The 25,372-nt window shown below is 39.7% G+C and carries 42 protein-coding genes; 2 read left to right on the top strand and 40 right to left on the bottom strand.

Annotated features, from left to right (window positions below):
* Window positions 1–11: 11 nt before the first annotated feature.
* Window positions 12–632: a KinB-signaling pathway activation protein gene (locus BKO01S_RS19750; RefSeq protein ID WP_066058462.1), complete on the bottom strand. Its 621-nt coding sequence runs from the start codon at window positions 630–632 to the stop codon at window positions 12–14.
* A gap of 143 nt (window positions 633–775) precedes the next feature.
* Between BKO01S_RS19750 and gerD the strand changes: the two genes are divergently transcribed.
* Window positions 776–1,369, top strand: a complete 594-nt coding sequence (gene gerD, locus BKO01S_RS19755; protein WP_066058465.1) for a spore germination lipoprotein GerD — start codon at window positions 776–778, stop codon at window positions 1,367–1,369.
* A 56-nt stretch (window positions 1,370–1,425) separates the two neighbouring features.
* On the opposite strand, the gene salA is transcribed toward gerD, so the two are convergent.
* The 3 genes from salA to BKO01S_RS19770 all read right to left on the bottom strand — a co-directional run bounded on the left by salA (window position 1,426) and on the right by BKO01S_RS19770 (window position 3,841).
* Window positions 1,426–2,478, bottom strand: coding sequence for an iron-sulfur carrier protein/transcriptional regulator SalA (gene salA, locus BKO01S_RS19760; protein WP_066058468.1), 1,053 nt, complete (start codon window positions 2,476–2,478; stop codon window positions 1,426–1,428).
* Between the two features lie 119 nt (window positions 2,479–2,597).
* A complete protein-coding gene (cwlD, locus tag BKO01S_RS19765; protein ID WP_066058471.1) occupies window positions 2,598–3,320 on the bottom strand; it encodes an N-acetylmuramoyl-L-alanine amidase CwlD in 723 nt (240 codons plus the stop codon).
* Window positions 3,321–3,397: 77 nt separating this feature from the next.
* Window positions 3,398–3,841 (bottom strand): YbaK family protein, encoded by a 444-nt coding sequence (locus BKO01S_RS19770; protein ID WP_066058474.1) that lies wholly within the window; start codon window positions 3,839–3,841, stop codon window positions 3,398–3,400.
* Between the two features lie 219 nt (window positions 3,842–4,060).
* Between BKO01S_RS19770 and BKO01S_RS19775 the strand changes: the two genes are divergently transcribed.
* Entirely contained in the window at window positions 4,061–5,446 is a 1,386-nt protein-coding gene (locus tag BKO01S_RS19775) for a PAS domain S-box protein (protein ID WP_066058477.1), read from the top strand.
* Window positions 5,447–5,534: 88 nt separating this feature from the next.
* On the opposite strand, the gene rpsI is transcribed toward BKO01S_RS19775, so the two are convergent.
* From rpsI to rpsJ, 36 genes are all read right to left on the bottom strand, one after another.
* Window positions 5,535–5,927, bottom strand: coding sequence for a 30S ribosomal protein S9 (rpsI, locus tag BKO01S_RS19780; protein WP_066058480.1), 393 nt, complete (start codon window positions 5,925–5,927; stop codon window positions 5,535–5,537).
* Window positions 5,928–5,946: 19 nt separating this feature from the next.
* The gene (gene rplM / locus BKO01S_RS19785) at window positions 5,947–6,384 is read right to left on the bottom strand and encodes a 50S ribosomal protein L13 (RefSeq protein ID WP_066058483.1); all 438 of its coding nucleotides are present in this window, start codon (window positions 6,382–6,384) and stop codon (window positions 5,947–5,949) included.
* Window positions 6,385–6,627: 243 nt separating this feature from the next.
* Window positions 6,628–7,368, bottom strand: a complete 741-nt coding sequence (truA, locus tag BKO01S_RS19790) for a tRNA pseudouridine(38-40) synthase TruA (protein ID WP_066058486.1) — start codon at window positions 7,366–7,368, stop codon at window positions 6,628–6,630.
* A 13-nt stretch (window positions 7,369–7,381) separates the two neighbouring features.
* On the bottom strand, window positions 7,382–8,176 hold the full coding sequence (locus BKO01S_RS19795; protein WP_066058489.1) for an energy-coupling factor transporter transmembrane component T family protein: 795 nt from the start codon (window positions 8,174–8,176) through the stop codon (window positions 7,382–7,384).
* The gene (locus BKO01S_RS19800) at window positions 8,177–9,043 is read right to left on the bottom strand and encodes an energy-coupling factor ABC transporter ATP-binding protein (protein WP_066058492.1); all 867 of its coding nucleotides are present in this window, start codon (window positions 9,041–9,043) and stop codon (window positions 8,177–8,179) included.
* Window positions 9,019–9,858 carry an energy-coupling factor ABC transporter ATP-binding protein gene (locus tag BKO01S_RS19805; RefSeq protein ID WP_066058669.1) on the bottom strand — a complete coding sequence of 280 codons (840 nt, stop codon included), beginning with the start codon at window positions 9,856–9,858 and terminating at the stop codon, window positions 9,019–9,021. Before BKO01S_RS19805 ends, BKO01S_RS19800 begins: the two co-directional genes overlap by 25 nt.
* Before the next feature lie 390 nt (window positions 9,859–10,248).
* Window positions 10,249–10,611, bottom strand: a complete 363-nt coding sequence (rplQ, locus tag BKO01S_RS19810) for a 50S ribosomal protein L17 (protein ID WP_066058495.1) — start codon at window positions 10,609–10,611, stop codon at window positions 10,249–10,251.
* Between the two features lie 78 nt (window positions 10,612–10,689).
* Window positions 10,690–11,634 (bottom strand): DNA-directed RNA polymerase subunit alpha, encoded by a 945-nt coding sequence (locus BKO01S_RS19815; RefSeq protein WP_066058497.1) that lies wholly within the window; start codon window positions 11,632–11,634, stop codon window positions 10,690–10,692.
* Between the two features lie 173 nt (window positions 11,635–11,807).
* Entirely contained in the window at window positions 11,808–12,197 is a 390-nt protein-coding gene (rpsK, locus tag BKO01S_RS19820; RefSeq protein ID WP_066058500.1) for a 30S ribosomal protein S11, read from the bottom strand.
* 21 nt (window positions 12,198–12,218) lie between these two features.
* Window positions 12,219–12,584 carry a 30S ribosomal protein S13 gene (rpsM, locus tag BKO01S_RS19825; RefSeq protein WP_066058502.1) on the bottom strand — a complete coding sequence of 122 codons (366 nt, stop codon included), beginning with the start codon at window positions 12,582–12,584 and terminating at the stop codon, window positions 12,219–12,221.
* A 23-nt stretch (window positions 12,585–12,607) separates the two neighbouring features.
* Complete coding sequence (gene rpmJ, locus BKO01S_RS19830; RefSeq protein WP_000868344.1) at window positions 12,608–12,721, bottom strand: 50S ribosomal protein L36; 114 nt, start codon at window positions 12,719–12,721, stop codon at window positions 12,608–12,610.
* Between the two features lie 36 nt (window positions 12,722–12,757).
* The gene (infA, locus tag BKO01S_RS19835; RefSeq protein ID WP_019157108.1) at window positions 12,758–12,976 is read right to left on the bottom strand and encodes a translation initiation factor IF-1; all 219 of its coding nucleotides are present in this window, start codon (window positions 12,974–12,976) and stop codon (window positions 12,758–12,760) included.
* 204 nt (window positions 12,977–13,180) lie between these two features.
* Window positions 13,181–13,927: a type I methionyl aminopeptidase gene (map, locus tag BKO01S_RS19840; protein WP_066058504.1), complete on the bottom strand. Its 747-nt coding sequence runs from the start codon at window positions 13,925–13,927 to the stop codon at window positions 13,181–13,183.
* Window positions 13,928–14,578 (bottom strand): adenylate kinase, encoded by a 651-nt coding sequence (locus tag BKO01S_RS19845; protein ID WP_066058507.1) that lies wholly within the window; start codon window positions 14,576–14,578, stop codon window positions 13,928–13,930.
* Window positions 14,579–14,637: 59 nt separating this feature from the next.
* Window positions 14,638–15,930, bottom strand: a complete 1,293-nt coding sequence (secY, locus tag BKO01S_RS19850; protein ID WP_066058508.1) for a preprotein translocase subunit SecY — start codon at window positions 15,928–15,930, stop codon at window positions 14,638–14,640.
* A complete protein-coding gene (rplO, locus tag BKO01S_RS19855; protein ID WP_066058511.1) occupies window positions 15,930–16,370 on the bottom strand; it encodes a 50S ribosomal protein L15 in 441 nt (146 codons plus the stop codon). Before rplO ends, secY begins: the two co-directional genes overlap by 1 nt.
* 33 nt (window positions 16,371–16,403) lie before the next feature.
* Window positions 16,404–16,586 carry a 50S ribosomal protein L30 gene (gene rpmD, locus BKO01S_RS19860; RefSeq protein ID WP_066058514.1) on the bottom strand — a complete coding sequence of 61 codons (183 nt, stop codon included), beginning with the start codon at window positions 16,584–16,586 and terminating at the stop codon, window positions 16,404–16,406.
* A 13-nt stretch (window positions 16,587–16,599) separates the two neighbouring features.
* Window positions 16,600–17,100 carry a 30S ribosomal protein S5 gene (gene rpsE / locus BKO01S_RS19865; RefSeq protein WP_066058517.1) on the bottom strand — a complete coding sequence of 167 codons (501 nt, stop codon included), beginning with the start codon at window positions 17,098–17,100 and terminating at the stop codon, window positions 16,600–16,602.
* Window positions 17,101–17,124: 24 nt separating this feature from the next.
* Window positions 17,125–17,487, bottom strand: coding sequence for a 50S ribosomal protein L18 (gene rplR / locus BKO01S_RS19870; protein WP_066058521.1), 363 nt, complete (start codon window positions 17,485–17,487; stop codon window positions 17,125–17,127).
* Between the two features lie 33 nt (window positions 17,488–17,520).
* The gene (gene rplF, locus BKO01S_RS19875) at window positions 17,521–18,057 is read right to left on the bottom strand and encodes a 50S ribosomal protein L6 (RefSeq protein WP_066058524.1); all 537 of its coding nucleotides are present in this window, start codon (window positions 18,055–18,057) and stop codon (window positions 17,521–17,523) included.
* A gap of 31 nt (window positions 18,058–18,088) precedes the next feature.
* Window positions 18,089–18,487 (bottom strand): 30S ribosomal protein S8, encoded by a 399-nt coding sequence (gene rpsH / locus BKO01S_RS19880; RefSeq protein ID WP_066058527.1) that lies wholly within the window; start codon window positions 18,485–18,487, stop codon window positions 18,089–18,091.
* 30 nt (window positions 18,488–18,517) lie between these two features.
* Window positions 18,518–18,703, bottom strand: a complete 186-nt coding sequence (rpsN, locus tag BKO01S_RS19885; protein ID WP_001085700.1) for a 30S ribosomal protein S14 — start codon at window positions 18,701–18,703, stop codon at window positions 18,518–18,520.
* Between the two features lie 25 nt (window positions 18,704–18,728).
* A complete protein-coding gene (gene rplE, locus BKO01S_RS19890; RefSeq protein WP_066058530.1) occupies window positions 18,729–19,268 on the bottom strand; it encodes a 50S ribosomal protein L5 in 540 nt (179 codons plus the stop codon).
* 24 nt (window positions 19,269–19,292) lie between these two features.
* Window positions 19,293–19,604 carry a 50S ribosomal protein L24 gene (rplX, locus tag BKO01S_RS19895; protein WP_066058536.1) on the bottom strand — a complete coding sequence of 104 codons (312 nt, stop codon included), beginning with the start codon at window positions 19,602–19,604 and terminating at the stop codon, window positions 19,293–19,295.
* A 35-nt stretch (window positions 19,605–19,639) separates the two neighbouring features.
* The gene (rplN, locus tag BKO01S_RS19900; protein WP_066058539.1) at window positions 19,640–20,008 is read right to left on the bottom strand and encodes a 50S ribosomal protein L14; all 369 of its coding nucleotides are present in this window, start codon (window positions 20,006–20,008) and stop codon (window positions 19,640–19,642) included.
* Between the two features lie 42 nt (window positions 20,009–20,050).
* Complete coding sequence (rpsQ, locus tag BKO01S_RS19905) at window positions 20,051–20,314, bottom strand: 30S ribosomal protein S17 (RefSeq protein WP_066058542.1); 264 nt, start codon at window positions 20,312–20,314, stop codon at window positions 20,051–20,053.
* 20 nt (window positions 20,315–20,334) lie between these two features.
* Window positions 20,335–20,538, bottom strand: a complete 204-nt coding sequence (gene rpmC / locus BKO01S_RS19910; RefSeq protein ID WP_066058546.1) for a 50S ribosomal protein L29 — start codon at window positions 20,536–20,538, stop codon at window positions 20,335–20,337.
* Window positions 20,528–20,962, bottom strand: coding sequence for a 50S ribosomal protein L16 (rplP, locus tag BKO01S_RS19915; RefSeq protein WP_066058549.1), 435 nt, complete (start codon window positions 20,960–20,962; stop codon window positions 20,528–20,530). Before rplP ends, rpmC begins: the two co-directional genes overlap by 11 nt.
* A 1-nt stretch (window position 20,963) precedes the next feature.
* On the bottom strand, window positions 20,964–21,620 hold the full coding sequence (gene rpsC / locus BKO01S_RS19920) for a 30S ribosomal protein S3 (RefSeq protein ID WP_066058552.1): 657 nt from the start codon (window positions 21,618–21,620) through the stop codon (window positions 20,964–20,966).
* Between the two features lie 2 nt (window positions 21,621–21,622).
* On the bottom strand, window positions 21,623–21,964 hold the full coding sequence (gene rplV / locus BKO01S_RS19925; RefSeq protein WP_066058554.1) for a 50S ribosomal protein L22: 342 nt from the start codon (window positions 21,962–21,964) through the stop codon (window positions 21,623–21,625).
* A gap of 18 nt (window positions 21,965–21,982) precedes the next feature.
* Window positions 21,983–22,261, bottom strand: a complete 279-nt coding sequence (gene rpsS, locus BKO01S_RS19930; protein ID WP_066058557.1) for a 30S ribosomal protein S19 — start codon at window positions 22,259–22,261, stop codon at window positions 21,983–21,985.
* 60 nt (window positions 22,262–22,321) lie between these two features.
* Window positions 22,322–23,152: a 50S ribosomal protein L2 gene (gene rplB, locus BKO01S_RS19935; protein ID WP_066058560.1), complete on the bottom strand. Its 831-nt coding sequence runs from the start codon at window positions 23,150–23,152 to the stop codon at window positions 22,322–22,324.
* 31 nt (window positions 23,153–23,183) lie between these two features.
* Window positions 23,184–23,468, bottom strand: coding sequence for a 50S ribosomal protein L23 (gene rplW / locus BKO01S_RS19940; protein WP_066058561.1), 285 nt, complete (start codon window positions 23,466–23,468; stop codon window positions 23,184–23,186).
* On the bottom strand, window positions 23,468–24,091 hold the full coding sequence (rplD, locus tag BKO01S_RS19945; RefSeq protein WP_066058564.1) for a 50S ribosomal protein L4: 624 nt from the start codon (window positions 24,089–24,091) through the stop codon (window positions 23,468–23,470). The genes rplW and rplD overlap by 1 nt, the downstream gene beginning before the upstream one ends.
* Before the next feature lie 29 nt (window positions 24,092–24,120).
* Window positions 24,121–24,747, bottom strand: a complete 627-nt coding sequence (gene rplC, locus BKO01S_RS19950; protein ID WP_066058566.1) for a 50S ribosomal protein L3 — start codon at window positions 24,745–24,747, stop codon at window positions 24,121–24,123.
* Window positions 24,748–24,785: 38 nt separating this feature from the next.
* Complete coding sequence (gene rpsJ, locus BKO01S_RS19955; protein WP_009336571.1) at window positions 24,786–25,094, bottom strand: 30S ribosomal protein S10; 309 nt, start codon at window positions 25,092–25,094, stop codon at window positions 24,786–24,788.
* Window positions 25,095–25,372 lie beyond the last annotated feature (278 nt).

Consider the following 25,372-nt stretch of genomic DNA (forward strand, 5'->3'; position numbering starts at 1 on the left):
GCCGTCTTATTTCAGACGGCTTTTTTACTCTTTTCACTATTTGCTATGAATTTAGGTAAAGCTAATAATTGATAAGAATTACAAATTAGCAAAGGAATAATCATTAAGTATAACCAACTCTCTTCATTCACCCGAAGAATAGGCACCCATTCTAAGACAGTAACAACAATCATAAAAAAGAGGGCAGGTATAAATGCTTCTTTATTTGTTTGTCTAGCTTTGTAATAGGCGGCTATTACCCCACAAATAGCGATAAAAGAAGCTAGTCCCAAATACGGAACAAGACTATCCCCTTTTTCCGAAAATGCATTAAATCGTAAATAAACTAAATCAAAAAGGACAAAGATAATGAGTATAACCTGGACACTATTCCAAAGCTTCACAGATTTAAAAATACCTAATCCAAAACGATGAACCGTTAAATAGGCAAAGAAGCCCATTTGGCTTATTAGACTAAATATCAGTCCTACTCCAACTAACCAAGCTAGTATAGATAATATTTCAACGATCTGAAAATCTGAAAAAAATGGCTCAAATTCATTCCATCGAACAACAAAGCCAACGATTCCTGTTGTCATTCCCCCGAGTATAAGCGTCGAGAAAAACAACCTCACCAAGTTCCGGCTATTCACGTAATTTCCCCCATTTATGTATTCATTCCTTATTGATTGTACCAACCAAATTATGAAAAATCTAGGTTCGCGTAGGAAACGTATAATTTTTGTCATTTATCTTCATCATATACTATAGTTACTCTTCGAAAGGAGCGTTAATCATGCTTAATAAGTCTTTCGTGCTCCCTCTTTTACTAAGCGGGTTACTTCTTACTGGTTGTGCTGAAGCGGACCCAAGCAGCCAAATGGATTACGAAGCAACAAAGAAAATGGTTGTAGATATTTTAAAAACAGATGATGGAAAGAAAGCCATACAAGAAGTGATGAAGGACGACAAAATGAAAGAAACATTAATCATGGATCAAGCAGTTGTTTCAGATACAGTTGAAAAAGCACTTACATCTGATAAAGGGACAGAATTCTGGATAAAATCCTTTGAAGATCCAAAGTTTGCTGAGAGTGTTGCAAAGAGTATGGAGACACAGAACGAAGCACTTTTAAAGGACTTAATGAAAGACCCAGAATATAGAGCAATGATGATTGGAGTACTAAAAGATCCCGAACTAGAAAAAGAAGTGACGACCATTTTAAAAAGTAATGAATACAGAAAACACGTTCAAGCAGTTATAACAGAAACATTCGAAAGTCCATTATTTAAGGCAAAGATACAAGAGAGCATTTTAAAAGCTGTTGAAGAAGTAGCCGAGCAAAGCGGTAGCAAGGAAGAAGCAAAAGAAGAAGGAACAGGTGCATAGAAAAGCGGAAGCGCCCGCAAATAAGAAAACCCCTCCAAACGGAGAGGTTTTTCTTATTAATTCAGTGACTCAATAATAGTACCAGCAATTTCTTTGTATATTTGTCCTAATTTATGATCTTCGTGATAAACAGACGGAGCAAAGTCCTCTTCATTCCAGTCAGGTTGACCAAGAGGTAATTTTCCAAGCACTTTCGTTTGAAGCTCTTCTGCGAGTTTTTCTCCTCCACCCTGGCCAAATACATATTCCTTTTCCCCTGTAAGCTTACTTTCAAAGTAAGACATATTTTCAATAACACCTAAAATCTCATGATCCGTTTTAAGGGCCATGGCACCCGCTCTCGCTGCCACAAATGCGGCAGTTGGATGTGGTGTAGTGACAATAACCTCTTTACAAGTAGGAAGCATACTGTGTACATCTAGAGCTACGTCACCTGTCCCAGGTGGTAAGTCTAGTAGTAAATAATCTAAATCTCCCCACTCTACTTCATTAAAGAAGCTGTTTAGCATTTTCCCAAGCATCGGACCTCTCCAAATGATCGGAGAATTATCTTCAACAAAAAATCCCATTGAGATGACTTTTACACCAAAGCGTTCGACTGGAATGATTTTTTCCCCACGTACAGCCGGACGTTTCGTGATCCCCATCATATCAGGTACACTGAATCCATAAATATCGGCATCAACAAGCCCCACTCTTTTCCCTAATCTCGCTAAAGATACAGCAAGGTTAACAGACACCGTTGATTTACCTACCCCACCTTTTCCACTAGCAATAGCGATAAAGGTTGTCTTACTTCCTGGCGATAAAAGACCTTGTGATCCTTCCTCACCCGTAGAACGGAACTTCTCAATCGTCTCGTGTGGCAATTCAAAAAAACGAATTCCCACTGACTCAGCACCCGCTTCTTTTAATAAGTTAACCACTTTCATCTGTAACTGCAACTGCTCAGCTGTACCTGTTTTAGTAATCCCTATTTTAACACTTACATGTTTTTTCTCTTCTTTTATTTTTACTTCTTCAATGGCATTTAGTTCTTCTAATGTCTTATGTAAAAATGGCTCTTCGATACTCTGTAGAAGTTCAATGACTTTTGCTTCTGTTAACAACTTTTACACCGCCTTTTTGAATTCGTTTGCAGTTCCTATTATAACATAATCCCCTGAATTTACAGTTAACTGCATCACACCCCTATATAAGAAAAAGAAGGTGCCTTTCTTTCACCTTCTTACTCCATTTCAACTATTTCATTTTCGTTCGAGTAATAGCGTAGCATCCCTTTATAGATAGAAGCTGCTACCTTATCTTGATACTCCTCTGTCTTTAACAATTCCTTTTCCGTTGGATTAGATAAAAAACCAACCTCTACTAATACCCCTGGTTTCTTTGCATTTTTTAAAATATAGACAGAACTTAACGATTTTGCCTTCCGATCGGTATTTTCAAGATTAATTTTGAACTCATCTTGGATGAACTTTGCAGCCTTAGCATTTTCCTTTAACTGCGGTCCATAAAATGTTTGTGCACCACTCCACTTTTGTGAAGGAATCGCATTTAAATGGAGACTAATAAAAAAGTTTGCTTCAGATTCATTAATCATGGCTAAACGCTTTTTTAAATCCTCTACTTTCCTCCTGCTATATCCTTTTGTTCCATCTGCTGCTAAGTCGGTATCTTCCTCTCTTGTCATAATGACAAGGGCACCCTGCTCTTGAAGATAGTCTCTCAATTTTTTCGAAATACTAAGAGCTATGTCCTTCTCTAGTGCATCCTTTGTTCCCGCTCCGCCATCAGGTCCACCGTGACCGGGGTCAAGTAAAATGATCTGGCCTGATAGCGGAAGACTCCAAGAACTCCATGATTCTTTGGCTTTAAAATAATCGTACTGAAGAATGAAAAATAAAATAACTAATCCAGCAGTAAAAGCAATAATTTTTACTCTTTTGCTCATTTCTATGCGTCAGTCCTTCCCATCCGTCCGATATTCAATTTAATATATGGGACAAGATGGGATAATAGAACCTAGAGTTAGTGAAGCCTTAATTTATGCCTTCTTTCTCCGTTACGAAAGCCTTCATGCCACCAGCTTTCTACATATTGTTCGCATAGGTAAAATAAGGACTCACTATATATACCTTCTGTACCCTTTCCCCAATAAAGGAGAAAATTATACAGTGTATCGATTAGATGCTTTTCTTCTTTATGACATCTTTCCTTAATAGTCTCAACGGACTCTCCATAAAACCCGAATTTACTAAAATGCGCACCTAGAAGATACGCTTCAATCGCAACATCATAACATGCCTCTTCAATCCCTGATTGCGTAAGTAAATTGGCTGTCATACGGGAGGAGCCAAAATATTGTTTTACTCGTTCCTTTAACACTTTAAGCGAGATTTCTCTTAAGACTGACTTTTCATATTTCAACTGCTTTTCACGTTTTTTTTCTTTAAAGGTTGTAATTACATTCACTGCATTGTCACCCCTTTCGGTTATTCTTTAACGACGAAAAGCGAGACATACAAAATTGGCAGTGAATTCACCTTCCAATTTTTTTGATTAATTTTCCTACATCTTAACTACCTATTTACAATGATTTAAAATACATGAAACAAATGCGAGGCAGGAATATGATACAAAATCTAGAATTGATTACCATGTAGAAAAAAATGAAGTTAGGCAGGTACTAGTATGAACCAACTTGAAATTGATACGCTCGAGATATTGGATAGAATTACTGACGGTTTCTTTTCGGTTGATACTAACTGGAATTTCACTTATATAAACTCCAAGGCGTCCCAGTTATTATTTCGTAATCGAGAAGATCTTTTTGGCAAGAATATATGGAGTGAATTCCCTGAGGCAGTCGACTTACCGTTTTATGAACAATACACAAAAGCAGTAACTGAACAAGTATCCGTTCAATTTGATTCATTTTTCCCTCCCCTAGATACCTGGTTTGATGTGAGAGCCTATCCATCTGCAAATGGTCTCTCCGTTTACTTTTTAGATGTTACAATCAAAAAGAAAGCTGTTTCTGAACAGCAACAACATTATAAATCACTCTTTGAACAAAATCCTGATGCAGTCTTTTCATTTGATTTACAAGGTAACTACCTTAGCGTCAATTCAGCTATGGAACAGCTGCTAGGATATACAGAAGCAGAATTCCTTCAAATATCCTATCTCCCCCTTGTTGAAGAAGCAGAGTTACAAAGGACAAGAAACCATTATGAATTAGCAGCAGCTGGTTACACTCAACATTATGAAACAAAAGCATTACATAAAGATGGGCGAGTTATTCATGTGAGTGTTACAAACATCCCAATTATAGTTGATAAAGAAGTGGTTGGTGTATATGGCATCGCAAAGGATATTACTGACCATAAGGCGACAGAACAACAACTTATTAAGTCTGAGAAGCTTTCGGCCATTGGACAACTCTCAGCTTCCATCGCACACGAAATACGTAACCCTCTTACTGCTCTCAAGGGATTCCTACAAATTATGAGGTCATCTGCCCCAAGCAAAGAAATATGCTATTACGAGATAATGGCTGACGAAATTGCACGCATTGAACAGATTACTGGTGAGCTATTAATGGTAGCCAAACCACAAGTTCATCATTTCCATTATGAGAACCTGAAAGAGATTTTCCATGATGTAAACACACTACTTAGTTCACAAGCACTTATGAATAAAGTAAACATTAAGGTCCATTCTGAAGAGATTCCCCTTGTATACTGTGTGGGCCACCAGTTAAAACAGGTACTGATTAACTTAATAAAAAACGCGATTGAATCGATGCCATCTGGCGGAAATATACATGTGTTCATAGACAAAACAAATAACGATGAGGTCATTATAATAATTCAAGACCAGGGCTGCGGCATCCCGGAAGATTTACTAGATAATATCGGCATTCCCTTTTATACGACCAAGCAAAAAGGAACAGGGTTAGGAATGATGACCAGCTTTAAAATTATTGAGTCACATGCAGGTTCAATGGAGATAACTAGTAAAGAAGGCGAAGGAACGGTAGTAAAGATCCTTTTACCCGTTCATTTTGTAGAGTAATCACTCATACAATAGAGAGGAGGTGTTTTTACTTTTACAAAAATAAAAGACCCCCAACCACGGTTGAGAGTCTTTGATAAGCGTAAAATTAACGCTTTGAGAACTGAGGTGCACGACGAGCGCCTTTAAGACCGTATTTCTTACGTTCTTTCATACGAGCGTCACGAGTTAATAATCCAGCACGCTTAAGTGTTGGACGGTATTCTGGGTCAACATTTAGTAACGCACGAGCGATACCGTGGCGGATTGCGCCAGCTTGACCAGTGTAACCTCCACCATTAACGTTAACAAGAATATCATAGCTACCTAGAGTTTCTGTTGCGTTTAATGGTTGCTTTACTACTTCACGTAGTGCTTCGAATGGAATGTAATCAGTGATGTCACGATCGTTGATTGTGATTTTACCGCTGCCTGGAACTAGACGAACACGTGCAACGGAGCTTTTACGACGACCAGTACCAATGTATTGAACCTGTGCCAATATAATACCCTCCCTTTAATTATCCACGAAGTTCGTAAACTTCAGGTTGTTGTGCTTGGTGCGGATGCTCGCTACCAGCGTATACGTGTAACTTTCTGAACATTTGACGACCTAAAGAATTTTTAGGAAGCATGCCTTTGATAGCAAGCTCTAACATTCTTTCAGCGTAGTTTGTACGCATTTCAAGAGCCGTTCTAGTTTTTAAACCACCTGGGTGCATTGTGTGGCGGTAGTAGATCTTGTCAGTTAATTTCTTACCAGTTAACTCGATCTTTGAAGCATTGATTAGAATTACGTTATCACCAGTATCAACATGTGGTGTGAAAGTTGGTTTATGTTTTCCACGTAGAATTGATGCAACTTCTGAAGCAAGACGTCCAAGAGTTTTGCCTTCTGCATCAATCACGTACCATTTACGTTCAATATTGTTTGAATTAGCCATAAACGTTGTACGCATTGAAGATTCCCTCCTAAATTTTCATTCATAAAATTTTGTTCTAGCATGCTTCCCACACGTGTTCCGACATGTGTTCTGTCATGGTTTACGTATATCTCGACATAATAAGTTAACGGGGCTTATCATGGGATTAAAATACATACATCTGATATCATATACTGCATTAGCCCTGATGTCAAGGAAATGTTACACCAGGATTAGTTGTCATAGAAATTTTTTAATCAATTCTTCTATTAATCATCATTACTTATAAAATACTTCCCAAAGGTATAACCCTTGTGGGGGAGCTGTTTTTCCAGCAAATGTTCGGTCTCGCTTCTCTAGGATACCAGGGATCGAGTCAGCCATTATAGCACCGGTTCCTACCTGTAAAAGGGTCCCAACAATGATACGAACCATATTATACAGAAAACCATTTCCTCGAAAGCGAAGTACCAGCTGTTCACCTTCAGAAGATATATCTAGATCATATATTGTTCTTACTCGGTCCACTACTTCTGTTTTTGCTGAACAAAAGCTAGTAAAATCGTATTCACCAATAAAATGAACACATGCCTCTTTCATAGCCTCTAGGTTCAATTGATAAGGGAAATGATACGAATAATTTCTATGAAACGGATCGCGTATTTTCTGATTATCAATAAAATACCGATATTCTTTACCAGTTGCGTGAAAGCGTGCATGAAACTCTTTATCGACTTCCTCAATCGACAAGATGACAATCTCACTCGATAAGGTTGCATTCAGCGCTAGCTGCCACTTAGCTAAGGGAATGTTTAGATCCGAATCGAAATGAATCACCTGCCCCCTCGCATGTACGCCTGCATCTGTACGCCCAGAAGCAGTCACCTTTACTTCTTTGCCTTTATGGAGCTTAGAAAGGGCTGCCTCAAGCTCTGATTGAACCGTACGCTTATTAGGCTGTACCTGATAGCCGTGAAAAGCCGTACCGTCGTAAGATACTTCACACTTATATCTCTTCATGAGAACCACACCTCTATGCTCGTAAAATCGCAAGTAAAGCGGTAACTAGGCCTAATGCAAGGAGCATCGAAGTATCTCTAATACCCCAGTTCAATTGTCGGTACTTTGTTCTTCCCTCGCCACCACGGTACCCCCTTGCCTCCATCGCAATGGCAAGCTCCTCTGCCCGTTTAAAAGAAGAAATAAACAAAGGAATAAGCAATGGAATAATAGCCTTTACACGGTCCTTTACAGGTCCTCCAGTAAAGTCTACTCCACGAGCAGACTGTGCCTTCATAATCTTGTCCGTTTCTTGCATAAGAGTAGGAATGAAACGTAAAGATATCGACATCATTAACGCTAACTCATGAACCGGAAATTTTACTTTCTTTAATGGTCCAAGAAGCTCCTCAAGTCCATCTGTTATTTCAATAGGTGTCGTTGTTAATGTTAGGAGAGAAGTCATAAGAATCAATAAAAAGAATCGTAATGAGATAAAAAGACCTTGCTTTACCCCTTCTTCATATACCTCTATCCACCCCAACTGGAATAAAAGAGTCCCTTCCTTAGTTAAAAAAAGATGGAGAAATAATGTAAAGACGACTAACCATAATACCGGCTTCAAGCCAGACATAATAAACCGTATTGATATCTTTGATAAAGAAAGCATTATTATGGTATAAACAAGCAAAGTGCCATATGTTAGAGAATTATTTGCTAAAAAAACTACACAAACAAATAAAAAGATCAGAACAAGTTTTGAACGAGGATCCATACGATGTAACACAGAGTCTGCAGGAATATAACGACCAAATATCATTTTATCCATCTATTTAGACCCTCCCTGCAAGTGCTTCATAATTGTTTCAGATAACTCGTTAATCGTTAAACAGGTTTTCCCCAATGATTGGCCAAATTCTGCTTCAAACATCCTTTGAAATCGAACAACCTCTGGTACATCAAGTCCTAAATGAAATAGTTCATCTGGTTCACTAAAAATCTCTATTGGATTTCCTTTTCTAAAGACACGTCCTTGGTGCATAATTGCAATTTGGTCAGCATATAGGGCTGCATCCTCCATACTATGAGTAACAAGAATCGTAGAAAGATTTCGTTCTTTATGCAACGAATAAAACATATCCATGATTTCTTTTCTTCCACGTGGGTCTAATCCTGCAGTTGGCTCATCTAGGACAATTACATCCGGTTGCATCGCAAGTACTCCGGCAATGGCAACCCTTCTCATCTGTCCACCTGATAAATCAAAGGGTGACTTCTGAAGTATTGCCTCCTGTAAGCCTACTTGACGTATCGCAATCTTCGCTCGTTCTTTTGCTTCTGCCTCAGACACACCGAAATTCATAGGTCCAAAGCATATGTCCTTTTCAACAGTTTCCTCAAACAACTGATGCTCTGGGAACTGAAAAACGATTCCGACCTTTTTTCTAACTTCTTTTAGATGTTTTTGTTTTTTATCACTTGTTATTACTCGGTCGCCAATGACAACCTTGCCATTCGTCGGTTTTAATAATGCATTTAAATGCTGAATAACCGTGGATTTTCCAGAACCAGTATGCCCAATGATTGCTAAAAAAGTTCCTGCTTTTATTTCAATAGAGACATCTACTAAAGCAAGGCGTTCAAAGGGTGTATTCGCTTGATATTTGTATTCTACTTCTTGTAGTGAGATGTCCATAATTGTTTCACCAACTCTTCTTCAGATAGAAAATGTTTATCTAAGGTGAGGCCCAATTCTTTAAACCTCTTGCTTAACTTTATAGAAAAAGGAATATCTAATCCTAGGGAGATTAATTCCTCATCCAAATGAAAAATCTCATTAGGCGTTCCCTCTTTATACACCTGTCCCCTATTCATAACAATCATGCGGTCAGCCTTGGCGGCTTCCTCCAAATCATGTGTAATAGACACAACTGTTAAATCATTATCTTTCTTAAGCTCCCGTATCGTTTCTAGTACCTGCTCTCGTCCTTTTGGGTCAAGCATAGAAGTTGCCTCATCTAACACAATAATAGATGGTTTTAAAGCCAATACAGATGCTATAGCAACTCTCTGCTTTTGTCCACCTGACAGATGATGAGGCTCTTGTAATATAAAAGAACTCATTTTCACTTGTTCTAATGCTTCCTGTACACGATTAATCATTTCTTCACGAGGGATTCCATGATTCTCCAAGCCAAATGCTACATCATCCTGGACAGTAGTACCAACGAATTGATTATCCGGGTTTTGAAACACCATTCCGACGAATTTCCTCGTATCCCAAACGGTTTCTTCAGACAACTTGATTCCACCAATGGTAATCGTTCCTTTTTCAGCAAACTGAAGCCCATTTAACAGTTTCGCAAGGGTTGATTTACCCGAACCATTATGACCTACAATCGCAAGCCACTCACCTTTATTTATGTTAAGGGAGACATCATTTAATGCGTACTCCTCTTGAAGATCATATTTAAATGAGACATTTTCAATCTCAACTATGGGTGCTATCATCATACTCATCTCCCCTCAGGCTACCAATTCTTATCTATAGAAAAAACTCATAATTATAAAGAAAACTCGCCAATCTTGGCGAGCTTTGAAAGTGAAGACACGGACCATTCACCGTAAAATATAAAATAATATGTATAATGGCATAAATGAATGAATGTCTCATTGACTTCTTATTCCAATGCTCTTTTTCTAAATAAAGCCTGCGCCTCCTCTTCCTTCCAAATAAGAGTGAGGCGCATGAGCTAGACGAGAAGTGAAAACATATAACTACACCCTCATCGTAACACTCGTTGGGCTTAATGCTTTAGTAGTTAACATCTTTTACAGCAAAAGGGCAGAGAACAAGTTCCTGTGTAAACTGTCCTTCACCCTTGTTGTCTGTACTAGCTATTAAACTAATTCGATAATAACCATTGGAGCTCCGTCTCCACGACGTGGTCCAAGCTTCATGATTCTAGTGTAACCACCTTGACGTTCTTCGTAACGACCAGCGATGTCACTGAATAATTTTTGAACAGCATCTTGGTTTGTTTCAGCATTAGCTACTTCGTGACGTACGTAAGCAGATGCTTGACGACGAGCATGAAGGTCTCCACGCTTACCAAGAGTAATCATTTTCTCAACTACTGAACGAAGTTCTTTAGCACGAGCTTCAGTTGTTTCAATACGCTCATTAATGATTAAGTCTGTTGTTAAATCACGTAACATAGCTTTACGTTGAGCGCTAGTGCGGCCTAACTTTCTGTATCCCATGAAAGTTTCCCTCCTTTGTTGAAGTCATTTATCTCTAGTTGCTTAAGACTTGGTACAGTAAGGTCATTGACCATAAGATCAATCGTCTTTACGTAATCCTAATCCAAGCTCTTCAAGTTTATGCTTTACTTCCTCAAGAGACTTACGCCCTAAGTTACGTACCTTCATCATATCCTCTTCAGTCTTGTTAGCAAGCTCTTGAACAGTGTTGATGCCAGCACGCTTTAAGCAGTTATATGAACGAACGGAAAGATCCAATTCTTCAATCGTCATCTCAAGTACTTTTTCTTTTTGATCTTCTTCTTTTTCAACCATGATCTCAGCATTTTGTGCTTCATCAGTTAAACCAACGAAGATGTTTAAATGCTCAGTTAAGATTTTCGCTCCAAGTGCAACAGCATCTTGAGGACCAGTGCTTCCATCAGTCCATACATCGAAAGTTAACTTATCATAGTTCGTCATTTGACCGACACGAGTGTTCTCTACTTGGTAGACAACACGTGAAACTGGAGTGTAGATGGAGTCGATTGGAATAACACCGATTGGTTGATCCTCTCTCTTGTTCTGATCAGCAGGTGTATACCCTCTTCCACGCTTAGCAGTTAAGCGCATGCGAAGATTGCCGTTCGAACCAAGGGTCGCAATGTGTAGATCCGGGTTTAATATCTCGACATCACTGTCATGAGTTACGTCAGCCGCAGTCACTACTCCCTCACCTTGCACATCAATTTCAAGCGTCTTCTCTTCATCAGAGTAGATTTTCAGTGCCAGTTTCTTAATATTTAAAATAATAGAAGTAACATCTTCTACGACGCCTTCAATTGTTGAGAATTCATGAAGCACCCCATCGACCTGAATCGATGTGACCGCCGCACCTGGGAGTGACGACAATAGGATACGACGTAAGGAGTTACCCAAAGTAGTACCATATCCACGTTCTAGTGGTTCTACGACGAACTTCCCGTACTTGGCATCATCGCTGATCTCAACCGTTTCGATTTTTGGTTTTTCTATTTCGATCATCAAATATACCCTCCTTCAAAACGTCGAAACCTCGGTTAGTTTTTGTTTAACCGAAATTCCCCCTGTATACGTTCCCGCTTGTGCACAACAACTGGAAAAATGATCCTGTATAAACGTATAAAGTTCTTATCATATCCCATTATAGACAGGGATTTTTTTTCTATACAGAAAAATTATACACGACGACGTTTTGGTGGACGACATCCATTATGAGGAACTGGAGTAACGTCTCTAATAGCAGTAACCTCTAGACCTGCAGCTTGAAGAGCACGGATAGCAGCTTCACGTCCTGCACCAGGTCCTTTAACTGTTACTTCTAAAGTTTTCATTCCATGTTCCATAGATGTTTTAGCTGCTGTTTCAGCTGCCATTTGCGCTGCAAAAGGAGTAGATTTACGAGAACCTTTGAATCCTAAAGAACCTGCGCTTGACCATGAAAGAGCATTTCCATGAACATCAGTGATTGTTACGATCGTGTTATTAAATGTAGAACGGATATGAGCAATCCCTTGTTCAATATTCTTTTTTACACGACGCTTACGAGTATTAGTTTTACGAGCCATTTAAAGTACCTCCTTTACCGATTATTTCTTCTTGTTAGCTACAGTCTTACGTGGACCTTTACGAGTACGTGCATTGTTCTTCGTGTTTTGACCGCGAACTGGTAAGCCACGACGATGACGAAGACCACGGTATGAACCGATTTCCATTAAACGCTTGATGTTTAATGAAATTTCACGACGAAGGTCACCTTCAACTTTTAATTTATCAACGATATCACGAATCTTGTTAAGTTCGTCTTCTGTTAGATCACGCACACGAGTTTCTTCAGAAACGCCAGCCTCTGATAATACTTTTTGTGCAGTATTTTTACCAATACCATAGATGTAAGTTAATGAGATTACTACACGCTTTTCACGTGGAATATCAACACCTGCAATACGTGCCATTTACTAGAGCACCTCCCTCTTTTTTAGCCTTGTTTTTGTTTATGCTTAGGGTTTTCACAAATAACCATAACTTTGCCGCGTCTACGGATAACTTTACACTTTTCGCAGATCGGCTTAACAGATGGTCTCACTTTCATTATCCTAACCTCCTTGATATTACGGAGTGCAACAGATTATTTAAAGCGGTAAGTAATTCTTCCGCGTGTTAAGTCATATGGGGATAGCTCAACAGTTACTTTGTCACCAGGTAAAATTCGGATGAAGTGCATACGAATTTTTCCGGAAACATGAGCTAGTACTGTATGACCATTTTCTAATTCTACCTTAAACATAGCGTTAGGCAAAGTTTCAAGAACCGTACCTTCAATTTCAATTACATCATCTTTCGCCATAGAACTAGTCTCCCTTCTACTCATCAGTTACATGATCCATTAAATACTTACTGAAAGAAATCGTAGCTTTCCAATGCAACACGACCGGTCAATACACTACAATTTTCTAGCAACCTTATAATTATAGCATATTAAATAGGATTTGCCCAATTTTAATAATTAAAATATTACTAAACACTTGACAGTTCCTTTAGTCTTAACAAGTTAAGCTTTTGTAAGAACTTCAAAGCCCGTTTCAGTGATAGCAATTGTATGCTCAAAGTGTGCACACATACTCCCATCTACTGTTACAACGGTCCAATCGTCAGCTAATGTCTTAACATAACGACTTCCTGCATTCACCATTGGCTCAACCGCTAGTACCATTCCAGGTTTTAAACGTGGGCCCTTATTAGGTGGACCATAATGGGGAATTTGAGGATCCTCATGTAAGTCTTGCCCTATTCCATGGCCTACATACTCGCGTACAACTGAAAACCCGTTTGCTTCCACATAAGCTTGAATCGCGTGGGAGATGTTCGACAGGCGGTCACCTGGCTTAGCCTCATTGAGTCCCTTGTATAAGGATTCCTCCGTAACATCTAAAAGACGCTGTGTCTCCTCATCAATGGAACCAACAGCATAAGTCCAAGCTGAATCACCATGATAGCCATTATACTCAGCACCGATATCAATACTGATAATATCACCGTTGTTTAACATACGGTTTCCAGGAATCCCATGCACTAATTCTTCATTAACAGAAGCACAAATGCTGCCTGTAAAGCCGTTATAACCTTTAAAGGAAGGAATTGCATCATGCTTTCTTATAAAAGCTTCAGCGATTTTATCCAATTCCATTGTGGTTATACCGGGAACGATATGCTTTTTTAACTCCTGGTGCGTAAGTGCAACGATGCGACCAGCTTCACGCATTATTTCAATCTCACGCGGAGTCTTGCAAATAATCATTTACGCAAGCTCCCGAAGAAGGCTGTCAATATCATTGAAAACATCATTAATATCTTGTTGACCATTAATATTTTTCAAGTAACCTTTTGTCTCATAAAAATGAAGTAAAGGTTCAGATTGTTGAATATTAACTTCTAAACGGTTATGAACTGTTTCTTCGTTATCATCTGCACGTTGATAAAGCTCTCCACCACAACGGTCACATGTATCATCCTTTGCAGGAGGATTGAAAACCAAGTGATAAGTAGCTCCACAATCTTTACAAATACGACGACCAGTTAAACGTTCCATCAGAATACTTTGGTCCACATCAATATTTAAACAGTAATCAATTTTCTTATTTAATCCAGTAAGCATATTCTCTAGCGCTTCTGCTTGAGCAACAGTTCTAGGAAAACCATCAAGTAAGAATCCCTTTTGACAGTCATCTTTACTTAATCTTTCACGAACAATACCAATTGTTACTTCATCCGGAACAAGTGCACCTTGATCCATGAAAGATTTTGCTTTTAAACCTAGTTCTGTTCCTTCCTTCATTGCAGCACGGAACATATCTCCTGTCGAGATATGAGGGATAGAATATTTTTCAACGATTTTTTCAGCTTGAGTGCCTTTTCCCGCACCTGGTAGCCCCATCAAAACTAAATTCACTCTGGCTCCCCCTCAGTCTCTAAAACGGCGTTTGGGAACGGGTGTCCCCAAAATCCGATTTATTTTATAAAACCTTTATAGTGACGCTTAACAAGCTGAGCTTCAAGCTGTTTCATTGTTTCGAGGGCAACCCCGATCACGATAAGCAAGCTCGTTCCACCAATTTGAGCAGATTCCGGAAGACCCGCAAACTTCACAAAAAAGACTGGAAGAATGGCAATAGCTGATAAGAACAGCGCACCAACGAAAGTTAAGCGGTATAATACGCGCGTTAAATATTCTTGAGTGTTCTTACCTGGACGAATTCCTGGAATATATCCACCTTGCTTCTTCAAGTTTTCAGCCACTTGTTCTGGATTCACTTGAATGAAAGCATAGAAATAGGTAAATGCGATAATAAGCGCACAGTATATCACCATACCTACTGGATGTGTATAATCAAAAATTCGCTCAATCCAAATGGTTACGCTATTTTGCTCAAAGAACTGTGCAATCGTTCTTGGAGTAATAATAAACGAAACCGCAAAGATAACAGGGATAACACCAGCAGCATTTACCTTTAAAGGCAAGTGAGTGGATTGTCCTGCAGGCGAAGAGCCAGCTGTCATTTTCTTTGCATATTGAATTGGGATTTTACGCAAAGCTTGTTGAATAAAGATAGTACCAACAATAATCGCAATTACTGCTAATATAATCAACAATACTGTTACGATATTTAAGAAAAGCTGATCACCGGCATCCTGAAACTGCTGTGCATAGATTTGGTTTGCGATATTCGGAATGCTAGCAACGATACCAGCAAAGATGATAATCGAGATACCATTTCCGACCCCATTGGAAGTGATTTGTTCACCTAACCATAAAAGGAACGCAGTACCGCCTGTTAACACGGTTGCAATTAAAAGATAAGTTCCAATGCCAGGCTTTTCAATTAATAATCCACCAGCAAGGTTATTAAATCCATACGACATTCCGAACGCTTGGATAAATCCAAGAACGATCGTAAAATAGCGGGTAAATTGAGCAAGCTTACGACGACCTACATCACCTTGTTTAGACCATTCCGTGAATTTCGGCACCACATCCATCTGTAAAAGTTGAATGATAATTGATGCTGTAATATACGGCATGATTCCCATAGCAAGAATAGAGAAGTTGCTAAGTGCTCCACCGCCAAATGTATTCAAAACTCCAAATACACTAAGTTGATCTTGTGCTTTTAAAATATCGGTATTCACATGTGGAACAGGAATAAATGTCCCGATTCTAAATACAATCAACATTAAAAGGGTGAATATGATTTTTCGTCTTATATCACCCACGCGCATAAAATTGGAGATTGTCTGAAACATTAAATCACCTCTGTTTGACCGCCGGCCGCTTCAATAGCTTCCTTTGCAGCAGAGGAGAATTTATGAGCTTTTACAGTAAGCTTTTTCTCAACATTGCCTTTAGCAAGAATCTTGATTCCTGCTTTTTCACTACTAACTACACCAGTTTCAATAAGAAGTTCTGGAGTAACTTCAGTTCCGTCTTCAAAACGGTTTAGAGCATCAAGGTTTACAATTGCGTATTCCTTGCGGTTAATGTTGGTAAATCCACGCTTAGGTAGACGTTGGAATAAAGGTGTTTGACCACCCTCGAAGCCAGGACGTACACCGCCACCAGAACGAGCATTTTGACCTTTATGACCTTTACCAGCAGTTTTACCTTGCCCAGAACCGATACCGCGTCCAAGACGCTTTCGCTCACGACGAGAACCTTCTGCAGGTTTTAATTCATGAAGTTTCATATTGGCACCTCCTTATTTCAAAGAAAAATCTTTTTATTTCTCTACTACCGTTACAAGGTGGGCAACTTTAGTGATCATACCGCGGATTGCAGCATTGTCTTGTTGCTCAACTGTTTGGTGCATTTTACGTAAACCAAGTGCTTTAACAGTCTCTTTTTGATCTTGTGGACGTCCAATAACACTGCGAGTAAGGGTAATTTCTAATTTATTAGCCATTATGTTTCCCCCCTTAACCTAACAGTTCTTCTACTGATTTACCACGTAATTTAGCTACGTCTTCAGCACGCTTTAATTGTTTCAAACCGTCCAAAGTTGCACGAACCATGTTAATTGGTGTGTTTGTACCTAAAGATTTAGATAAGATATCAGCTACACCAGCTAATTCAAGTACCGCACGAACTGGACCACCAGCGATAACCCCAGTACCTTCAGAAGCAGGCTTTAGAAGGATTTCACCAGCACCGAAGTGTCCGATTACTTGGTGTGGAATCGTAGTACCAACCATAGGTACCTCGATTAAGTTTTTCTTAGCATCTTCAATTGCTTTACGGATTGCATCTGGTACTTCTTGAGCTTTACCAGTACCAAAGCCAACGTGGCCGTTTTTGTCACCTACTACTACTAGAGCAGAGAAACGGAAACGACGTCCACCTTTAACAACTTTCGCAACACGGTTAACCGTAACTACGCGTTCTTCAAGTTCAAGTTTGTTTGGATCAATACGACGCATCTTTTTGTGTCCCTCCTTTGTCTATTAAAATTCTAAGCCGTTTTCACGAGCAGCATCTGCTAGTGCTTTCACGCGTCCATGATATAAGTATCCTCCACGATCGAAAACAACAGCTTTAACGCCTTTTTCTACAGCACGCTTTGCAACTAATTCTCCGACCTTAACCGCTGCATCAACGTTACCAGTAGATTCAAGACCGATTTCTTTATCTAAAGTTGAAGCACTCGCTAAAGTTACTCCACTTACATCGTCAATTAGTTGTGCATAAATGTGCTTGCTTGAACGGAACACATTTAGACGAGGACGAGCTGCAGTACCGCTAAGTTTTGAACGCACACGTGCGTGTCTTTTCTTACGCGTTGCATTTTTGTCAGCCTTCGTAATCATTTTGGTCACTCCTTTCGTTTACCCCTTAGGGCATTACTTACCTGTTTTACCTTCTTTACGACGAACAAATTCGCCTTCATAACGGATTCCTTTACCTTTGTAAGGCTCTGGAGGACGAACGTCACGAATGTTAGCAGCAAGTGCGCCAACGCGCTCCTTGTTTGTACCTTTTACAATTACACGAGTATTTGAAGGTACTTCGACTTCGATTCCTGTTTCAGGCTCGATTTCAACTGGATGAGAGTATCCAACGTTTAATACAAGCTTTGTACCTTGCTTTTGAGCACGGTATCCAACCCCGATTAATTCAAGTGTTCTTTCGAACCCTTTAGATACACCTTCAACCATGTTTGAAAGTAATGCGCGAGTAGTACCGTGCAATGCGCGGTGTTCCTTCGCATCAGATGGACGAGAAACGTTAATTACGTTTTCCTCAACCTTGATTTCAATATCTGGATTAAATGAACGACTAAGTTCACCTTTAGGACCTTTTACTGTTACGTTGTTTCCATCAACTGTTACTGTAACGCCAGATGGAATTTCAACTGGTTTTTTACCTACGCGAGACATTTAGTGCACCTCCATTCTTTAAGAAACTCTATTACCAAACGTATGCTAGTACTTCTCCGCCTACTTGCTTTGCGCGAGCTTCTTTATCAGTAAGAACGCCTTGAGAAGTAGATACTAATGCGATTCCAAGACCGTTAAGTACGCGTGGAACCTCTGTAGCTTTTGCATATACACGAAGACCAGGCTTACTGATACGCTTAAGACCAGTAATAACACGTTCGTTATTCGAACCATATTTTAAGAAAATACGGATGATTCCTTGCTTGTTGTCCTCGATATATTCAACATCACGCACGAAGCCTTCACGCTTTAAGATTTCAGCGATTTCTTTCTTCGTGTTAGAAGCAGGAACTTCTAATTTTTCGTGACGAACCATATTCGCATTACGGATGCGAGTTAGCAAATCTGCAATTGGATCTGTCATGACCATTGTTTTTTACCTCCTTCCCAAACTCTAGTTTTACCAGCTAGCTTTTTTCACACCAGGAATTTGCCCTTTGTATGCTAATTCACGGAAACAAATACGGCAAAGCTTAAATTTACGGTATACAGAATGTGGACGTCCGCAACGTTCGCAACGTGTGTATTCTTGAACCTTGAATTTAGGCGTGCGTTTTTGTTTCGCAATCATTGACTTTTTAGCCACGTTTTCGCCTCCCTCTATTTACCGATTACTTTTGGAATGGCATTCCAAATTGAGTTAACAGTTCACGAGCTTCTTCATCAGTATTAGCTGTAGTAACGATAACAATATCCATACCACGAACTTTACTTACTTTATCGTAATCAATTTCAGGGAAGATTAACTGTTCTTTTACACCTAATGTGTAGTTTCCACGTCCGTCGAAAGACTTTTTAGAAATACCGCGGAAGTCACGTACACGTGGAAGAGATACAGAAACCAACTTGTCGAAGAATTCGTACATACGCTCTCCACGAAGAGTAACCTTCGCACCGATTGGCATACCTTCACGTAGACGGAAACCAGCGATAGATTTCTTTGCACGAGTAACAACTGGCTTTTGACCAGAGATAGCAGCTAGTTCTTCTACCGCGTTATCAAGTGCTTTCGCGTTTTGTACTGCATCACCAACACCCATGTTGATAACGATCTTTTCAAGCTTCGGTACTTGCATAATTGATTTATAGTTAAACTTGCTCACAAGAGCAGGAGTAATTTCTTTAACATATTTTTCTTTTAGGCGGTTCATTTTTGTACCTCCCTTCTTTTAGACTTATTTATCTAGTACTTCACCGGATTTTTTTGCAACACGTACTTTTTTACCGTCAACCTCTTTGAACCCTACACGAGTTGGCGTACCAGTCTTCGGATCGATAGGCATGACGTTTGATACATGAATAGGTGCCTCTCGGTTAATGATTCCACCTTGTGGATTCACTTGGGATGGCTTAGAGTGCTTCTTTACGATGTTTACACCTTCAACTAGCACACGGCTTTGTTTTGGGTAAGCAGCTAAAATAACACCTGTTTTGCCTTTATCCTTACCAGAGATGACCATAACTTTGTCACCTTTTTTCACATGCATCTGTTCGCACCTCCTTAAAGGCATATATTTTAAGATTATAGTACTTCTGGAGCTAGTGATACGATCTTCATGAAGTTGCTGTCGCGAAGTTCACGAGCAACAGGTCCGAAGATACGCGTTCCGCGTGGACTCTTGTCGTCACGGATAATTACACAAGCGTTCTCATCGAAACGAATGTATGTTCCATCTGCACGACGAACGCCGCTTTTAGTTCGAACAACTACCGCTTTTACAACGTCACCCTTTTTAACAACGCCACCTGGTGTTGCTTGTTTCACTGTAACAACGATAATGTCACCAATATTAGCTGTCTTGCGGCCTGAACCACCAAGAACTTTAATTGTAAGTACTTCACGAGCACCTGAATTGTCAGCAACTTTTAAACGTGTTTCTTGTTGAATCATGTGTGTAACCTCCCTTCGGGATGTAGCTATTTCCGATCATAATTAAATAATAACTGCTGTTTCTACTACTTCAACAAGGCGGAAGCGCTTCGTAGCAGAAAGTGGACGTGTTTCCATAATACGAACAACATCGCCGATTTTTGCAACGTTCTGCTCATCATGAGCCTTGAACTTTTTAGAGTACTTAACGCGTTTACCATATAGTGGATGCTTTTTGTATGTTTCAACTAAGACAGTAACGGTTTTATCCATTTTGTCAGAAACAACGCGTCCAGTGTAAACTTTGCGTTGGTTGCGTTCACTCATCTTTCGCAAACCTCCTTCAATTATCGATTGTTAACGCCGATTTCTCTTTCACGAACTACAGTTTTCATGCGAGCAATCGCTTTGCGTACTTCACGAATGCGAGCTGTATTTTCAAGTTGTCCAGTCGCCAATTGAAAGCGAAGGTTGAAAAGCTCTTCTTTTAATGATTTAACTTTTTGTTCTAATTCGGCAGTGGTAAGGTCACGAATTTCATTAGCTTTCATTTGATTCACCACCAATTTCTTCTCGTTTTACAAACTTACATTTTACTGGAAGCTTGTGTGCTGCTAATCGTAATGCTTCACGTGCGATCTCTTCAGATACACCAGCAACTTCGAACATTACTTTCCCAGGCTTAACAACTGCTACCCATCCTTCAGGAGCTCCTTTACCAGAACCCATTCGGACTTCTAGAGGCTTAGCTGTATAAGGCTTATGAGGGAATATTTTAATCCAAACTTTACCGCCACGTTTCATGTAACGTGTCATTGCGATACGAGCAGCTTCAATTTGGCGATTTGTGATCCAAGAAGCTTCAGTTGCTTGTAGGCCGAATTCACCGAAGTTTACCTCAGTACCACCCTTTGCCATTCCGCGCATTTTTCCACGGTGTTGACGGCGATACTTAACGCGTTTTGGGACTAACATATTATTTGCCTCCTTCCTCAGATTTCTTCTTAGTAGGAAGGACCTCTCCACGGTAGATCCATACTTTTACACCTAACTTACCGTAAGTTGTATCTGCTTCTGCTGTAGCGTAATCGATGTCAGCACGAAGAGTATGAAGTGGAACAGTTCCTTCACTGTAAGACTCCGAACGAGCGATGTCTGCACCGCCTAAACGACCAGATACCATTGTTTTGATACCTTTAGCGCCAGAGCGCATTGCACGTTGAATAACTTGTTTTTGAGCACGACGGAAAGATACACGGTTTTCTAATTGACGAGCAATATTTTCCGCTACAAGCTTAGCGTCCATGTCTGCTTTTTTAATTTCAAGAATGTTGATGTGAACACGCTTGCCAGTTAGTGAGTTAAGAGCTTTACGAAGCGCTTCAACCTCAGTACCACCTTTACCAATAACCATACCAGGCTTTGCAGTGTGGATAGTGATGTTAATACGATTAGCTGCACGCTCGATTTCTACTTTAGATACAGAAGCATCACTTAGACGCTTTGTAATGTACTCACGCACTTTAAGGTCTTCGTGTAAAAGATCAGCATAGTCTTTTCCTGCGAACCATTTGGATTCCCAATCACGGATGATACCAATTCGCAAGCCGACTGGATTAACTTTTTGACCCACTATTATCCCTCCTTCTTCTCTGTTAATACGATAGTAATATGGCTAGTACGCTTGTTAATAGCACTTGCACGACCCATTGCACGAGGACGGAAACGTTTTAAAGTTGGCCCTTCGTCAACGAATGCTTGAGTTACTACTAAGCTGTTAACGTCCATTTCATAGTTATGTTCTGCATTAGCAATAGCAGAATTCAATAATTTTTCAATAACTGGTGAAGCAGTTTTTGGTGTGTGCTTTAAAATCGCTACTGCTTCTCCTACTTGCTTACCTCGAATTAAATCTACGACTAAACGAGCTTTACGAGGAGCAATACGTACTGTTCTTAATACAGCTTTAGCTTGCATTAGAATGCCCTCCTCTCATTAACGTCTTGTTTTCTTGTCATCACTTGCATGACCTTTGTAAGTACGAGTTGGAGCGAATTCTCCAAGCTTATGACCTACCATGTCTTCAGTGACATATACAGGAACATGTTTACGACCATCATATACAGCAATCGTGTGTCCGATGAATTGCGGGAAGATCGTAGAACGGCGAGACCAAGTTTTAGTAACTTGCTTGCTTTCAGTTTCATTTAACTTTTCGATCTTTGTGATTAAATGCTCATCAACAAAAGGTCCTTTTTTTAAGCTGCGACCCATGTCTGAACCTCCCTTCGTGACTGCTCTACGGTTCTATGCTGGAACCGTAGTACAATCCCGTTATTTTTTACGACGACGAACGATAAATTTATCAGATTTATTCTTTTTCTTACGTGTCTTGAATCCAAGAGTTGGTTTGCCCCATGGAGTCATTGGAGACTTACGTCCGATTGGTGAGCGTCCTTCTCCACCACCGTGTGGGTGATCGTTAGGGTTCATTACAGAACCACGAACTGTTGGGCGCTTGCCTAACCAGCGAGAACGTCCAGCTTTACCGATGTTGATTAGTTCGTGTTGTTCGTTACCAACTTGACCTACAGTTGCACGACAAGTTGCAAGAATCATACGAACTTCTCCAGAGTTTAGACGTACAAGTACGTACTTACCTTCTTTACCAAGAACCTGTGCAGAAGTACCTGCAGAACGTACTAATTGTCCACCCTTACCAGGTTTTAACTCGATGTTGTGGATAACTGTACCTACTGGGATGTTTGCAAGTGGTAATGCGTTACCTACTTTAATATCCGCTTCAGGACCTGACATGATTTCTGTTCCAACTACTAAGTTCTTAGGAGCTAAGATATAACGCTTTTCTCCATCTACGTAGTTAATTAATGCGATGTTTGCAGAACGGTTTGGATCGTACTCAATTGTAGCAACGCGTCCTGGAATGCCATCTTTGTTACGCTTAAAATCGATAATACGATATTGACGCTTATGGCCGCCACCTTGATGACGTACTGTTAACTTACCTTGGTTGTTGCGTCCACCTTTTCTTTTTAAAGGAGCAAGTAGAGACTTTTCTGGTGTGCTTGTTGTAATTTCAGCAAAATCAGAAACTGTCATACCGCGACGACCGTTAGAGGTAGGTTTATACTTTTTAATCGCCATAATTTTTTCCCTCCTCTTCTTCTATTCTAAATTAAACCTCGAATAATTCGATTTCTTTGCTATCAGCTGTTAATTTAACGATTGCTTTACGACGCTTGTTCGTGTAGCCTCCGAATTTACCCATACGCTTGAATTTACCTTTGTAGTTCTGTACGTTAACTTTATCAACTTTGACACCGAAAATTTCTTCTACAGCGTCTTTAACTTGAGTTTTGTTAGCTCTAACATCAACTTCAAAAGTATATTTCTTTTCAGCCATTAGGTCAGTAGAACGTTCAGTGATAACGGGGCGCTTAATGATATCGCGTGCATCCATTATGCAAGCACCTCCTCTACTTTTTCAACCGCTGCTTTAGTCATGATCAACTTGTCATGATTTAAAACATCCAATACGCTAATTCCGTTAGCAGATACAACAGTAACACCAGGGATGTTACGTGCAGATAATGCTACGTTCTCATCAAGGTCAGCAGTTACGATAAGTGCTTTTGAATTAACAGATAATCCTGCTAATACACCTTTAAAGTCTTTAGTTTTTGGAGTTTCGAAAGCAAGGTTTTCAAGTACTAGAATGTTTTCTTCTAAAACCTTTGTAGATAATGCAGATTTAATCGCTAAGCGACGTACCTTTTTAGGTAATTTATAGCTATAGCTACGTGGAACTGGACCAAATACAGTACCACCTCCGCGCCATTGTGGAGAACGGATAGAACCTTGACGAGCACGACCAGTACCCTTTTGACGCCATGGCTTACGTCCACCGCCAGCTACTTCAGAGCGAATTTTTGTTTTGTGAGTTCCTTGACGTAAAGAAGCTCTTTGCATAATAACCGCTTCAAAAAGAACGTGGTTATTAGGCTCGATACCAAAGATTGAATCGTTAAGTTCGATTTCGCCAACTTGTGATCCAGTTTGGTTTAACAATGCTACTTTCGGCATTCTTATTTCCTCCTTTCTGACTTAAGTATTTATGCTTTTACCGCACTTTTAACTTTTACTAGAGCTTTTCTAGCTCCTGGTACATTACCTTTAATTAATAGTAGGTTGCGTTCTGCATCTACTCTTACGATTTCAAGGTTTTGTACAGTGATTTGCTCTCCACCCATACGTCCAGGTAGTAATTTACCTTTGAATACACGGTTTGGAGCTACAGGACCCATTGAACCTGGGCGACGGTGATAACGTGAACCGTGTGCCATTGGTCCGCGAGATTGTCCGTGGCGTTTGATAACACCTTGGAAACCTTTACCCTTTGAAATTCCTGTTACATCTACGATTTCGCCTTCTGCGAAAATAGTTACTTTGACTTCTTGACCAACTTCATACTCATCAACGTTTACGTCGCGTAATTCACGAACGAAGCGCTTAGGAGCAGTGTTAGCTTTTGCAACGTGTCCTCTTTCAGGTTTGTTAGAAAGCTTTTCACGCTTGTCTTCAAAACCTAATTGTACTGAAGTATATCCATCAGTTTCAGACGTTTTCTTTTGAAGAACAACGTTTGGAGCTGCTTCTACTACAGTTACAGGGATAAGATCACCGTTTGCAGCAAACACTTGAGTCATACCGATTTTTCTTCCTAAGATTCCTTTGGTCATTAAAGTCACACCTCCTGAATATTTATTATTTTATTTCATTAAAGTTTGATTTCGATATCTACACCAGATGGTAAATCTAAACGCATTAATGAATCAACTGTTTGTGGAGTTGGATTCACGATGTCGATTAGACGCTTATGAGTACGCATCTCGAATTGTTCACGAGAATCTTTGTACTTATGAACCGCACGAAGGATTGTGTAGATTGACTTTTCAGTTGGTAATGGAATCGGACCAGATACAGCCGCACCAGAACGCTTTGCAGTTTCTACAATCTTCTCTGCTGATTGATCAAGAATTCTGTGATCATAAGCTTTTAAACGAATACGAATCTTTTGTTTTGCCATTATTTTCCCTCCTTTTCGCCTATATTAAAAATAGACATTCTCCGTGAAAATTTCCCACACACTCGCCATGGCAAAGCGGCCGGGTGTGTCAGCAACCTTTCACTTCATCGCAGTCAAAGACCAACATTGTCTATTATACTGAAACAATAAATCAATTGCAACATAAATTTGTTTTTTTGTTTATGTTTCGCACACTTTTACTATTATAGCTGTTACAATAGCTCTTTTCAACCATAGGGGCGAATAATCTATGTGTGAAATAATTCCACTCTTATAAA

The organism is Robertmurraya korlensis NBRC 107688 (genome assembly GCF_001591645.1).
Taxonomy (GTDB): domain Bacteria; phylum Bacillota; class Bacilli; order Bacillales; family Cytobacillaceae; genus Robertmurraya_A.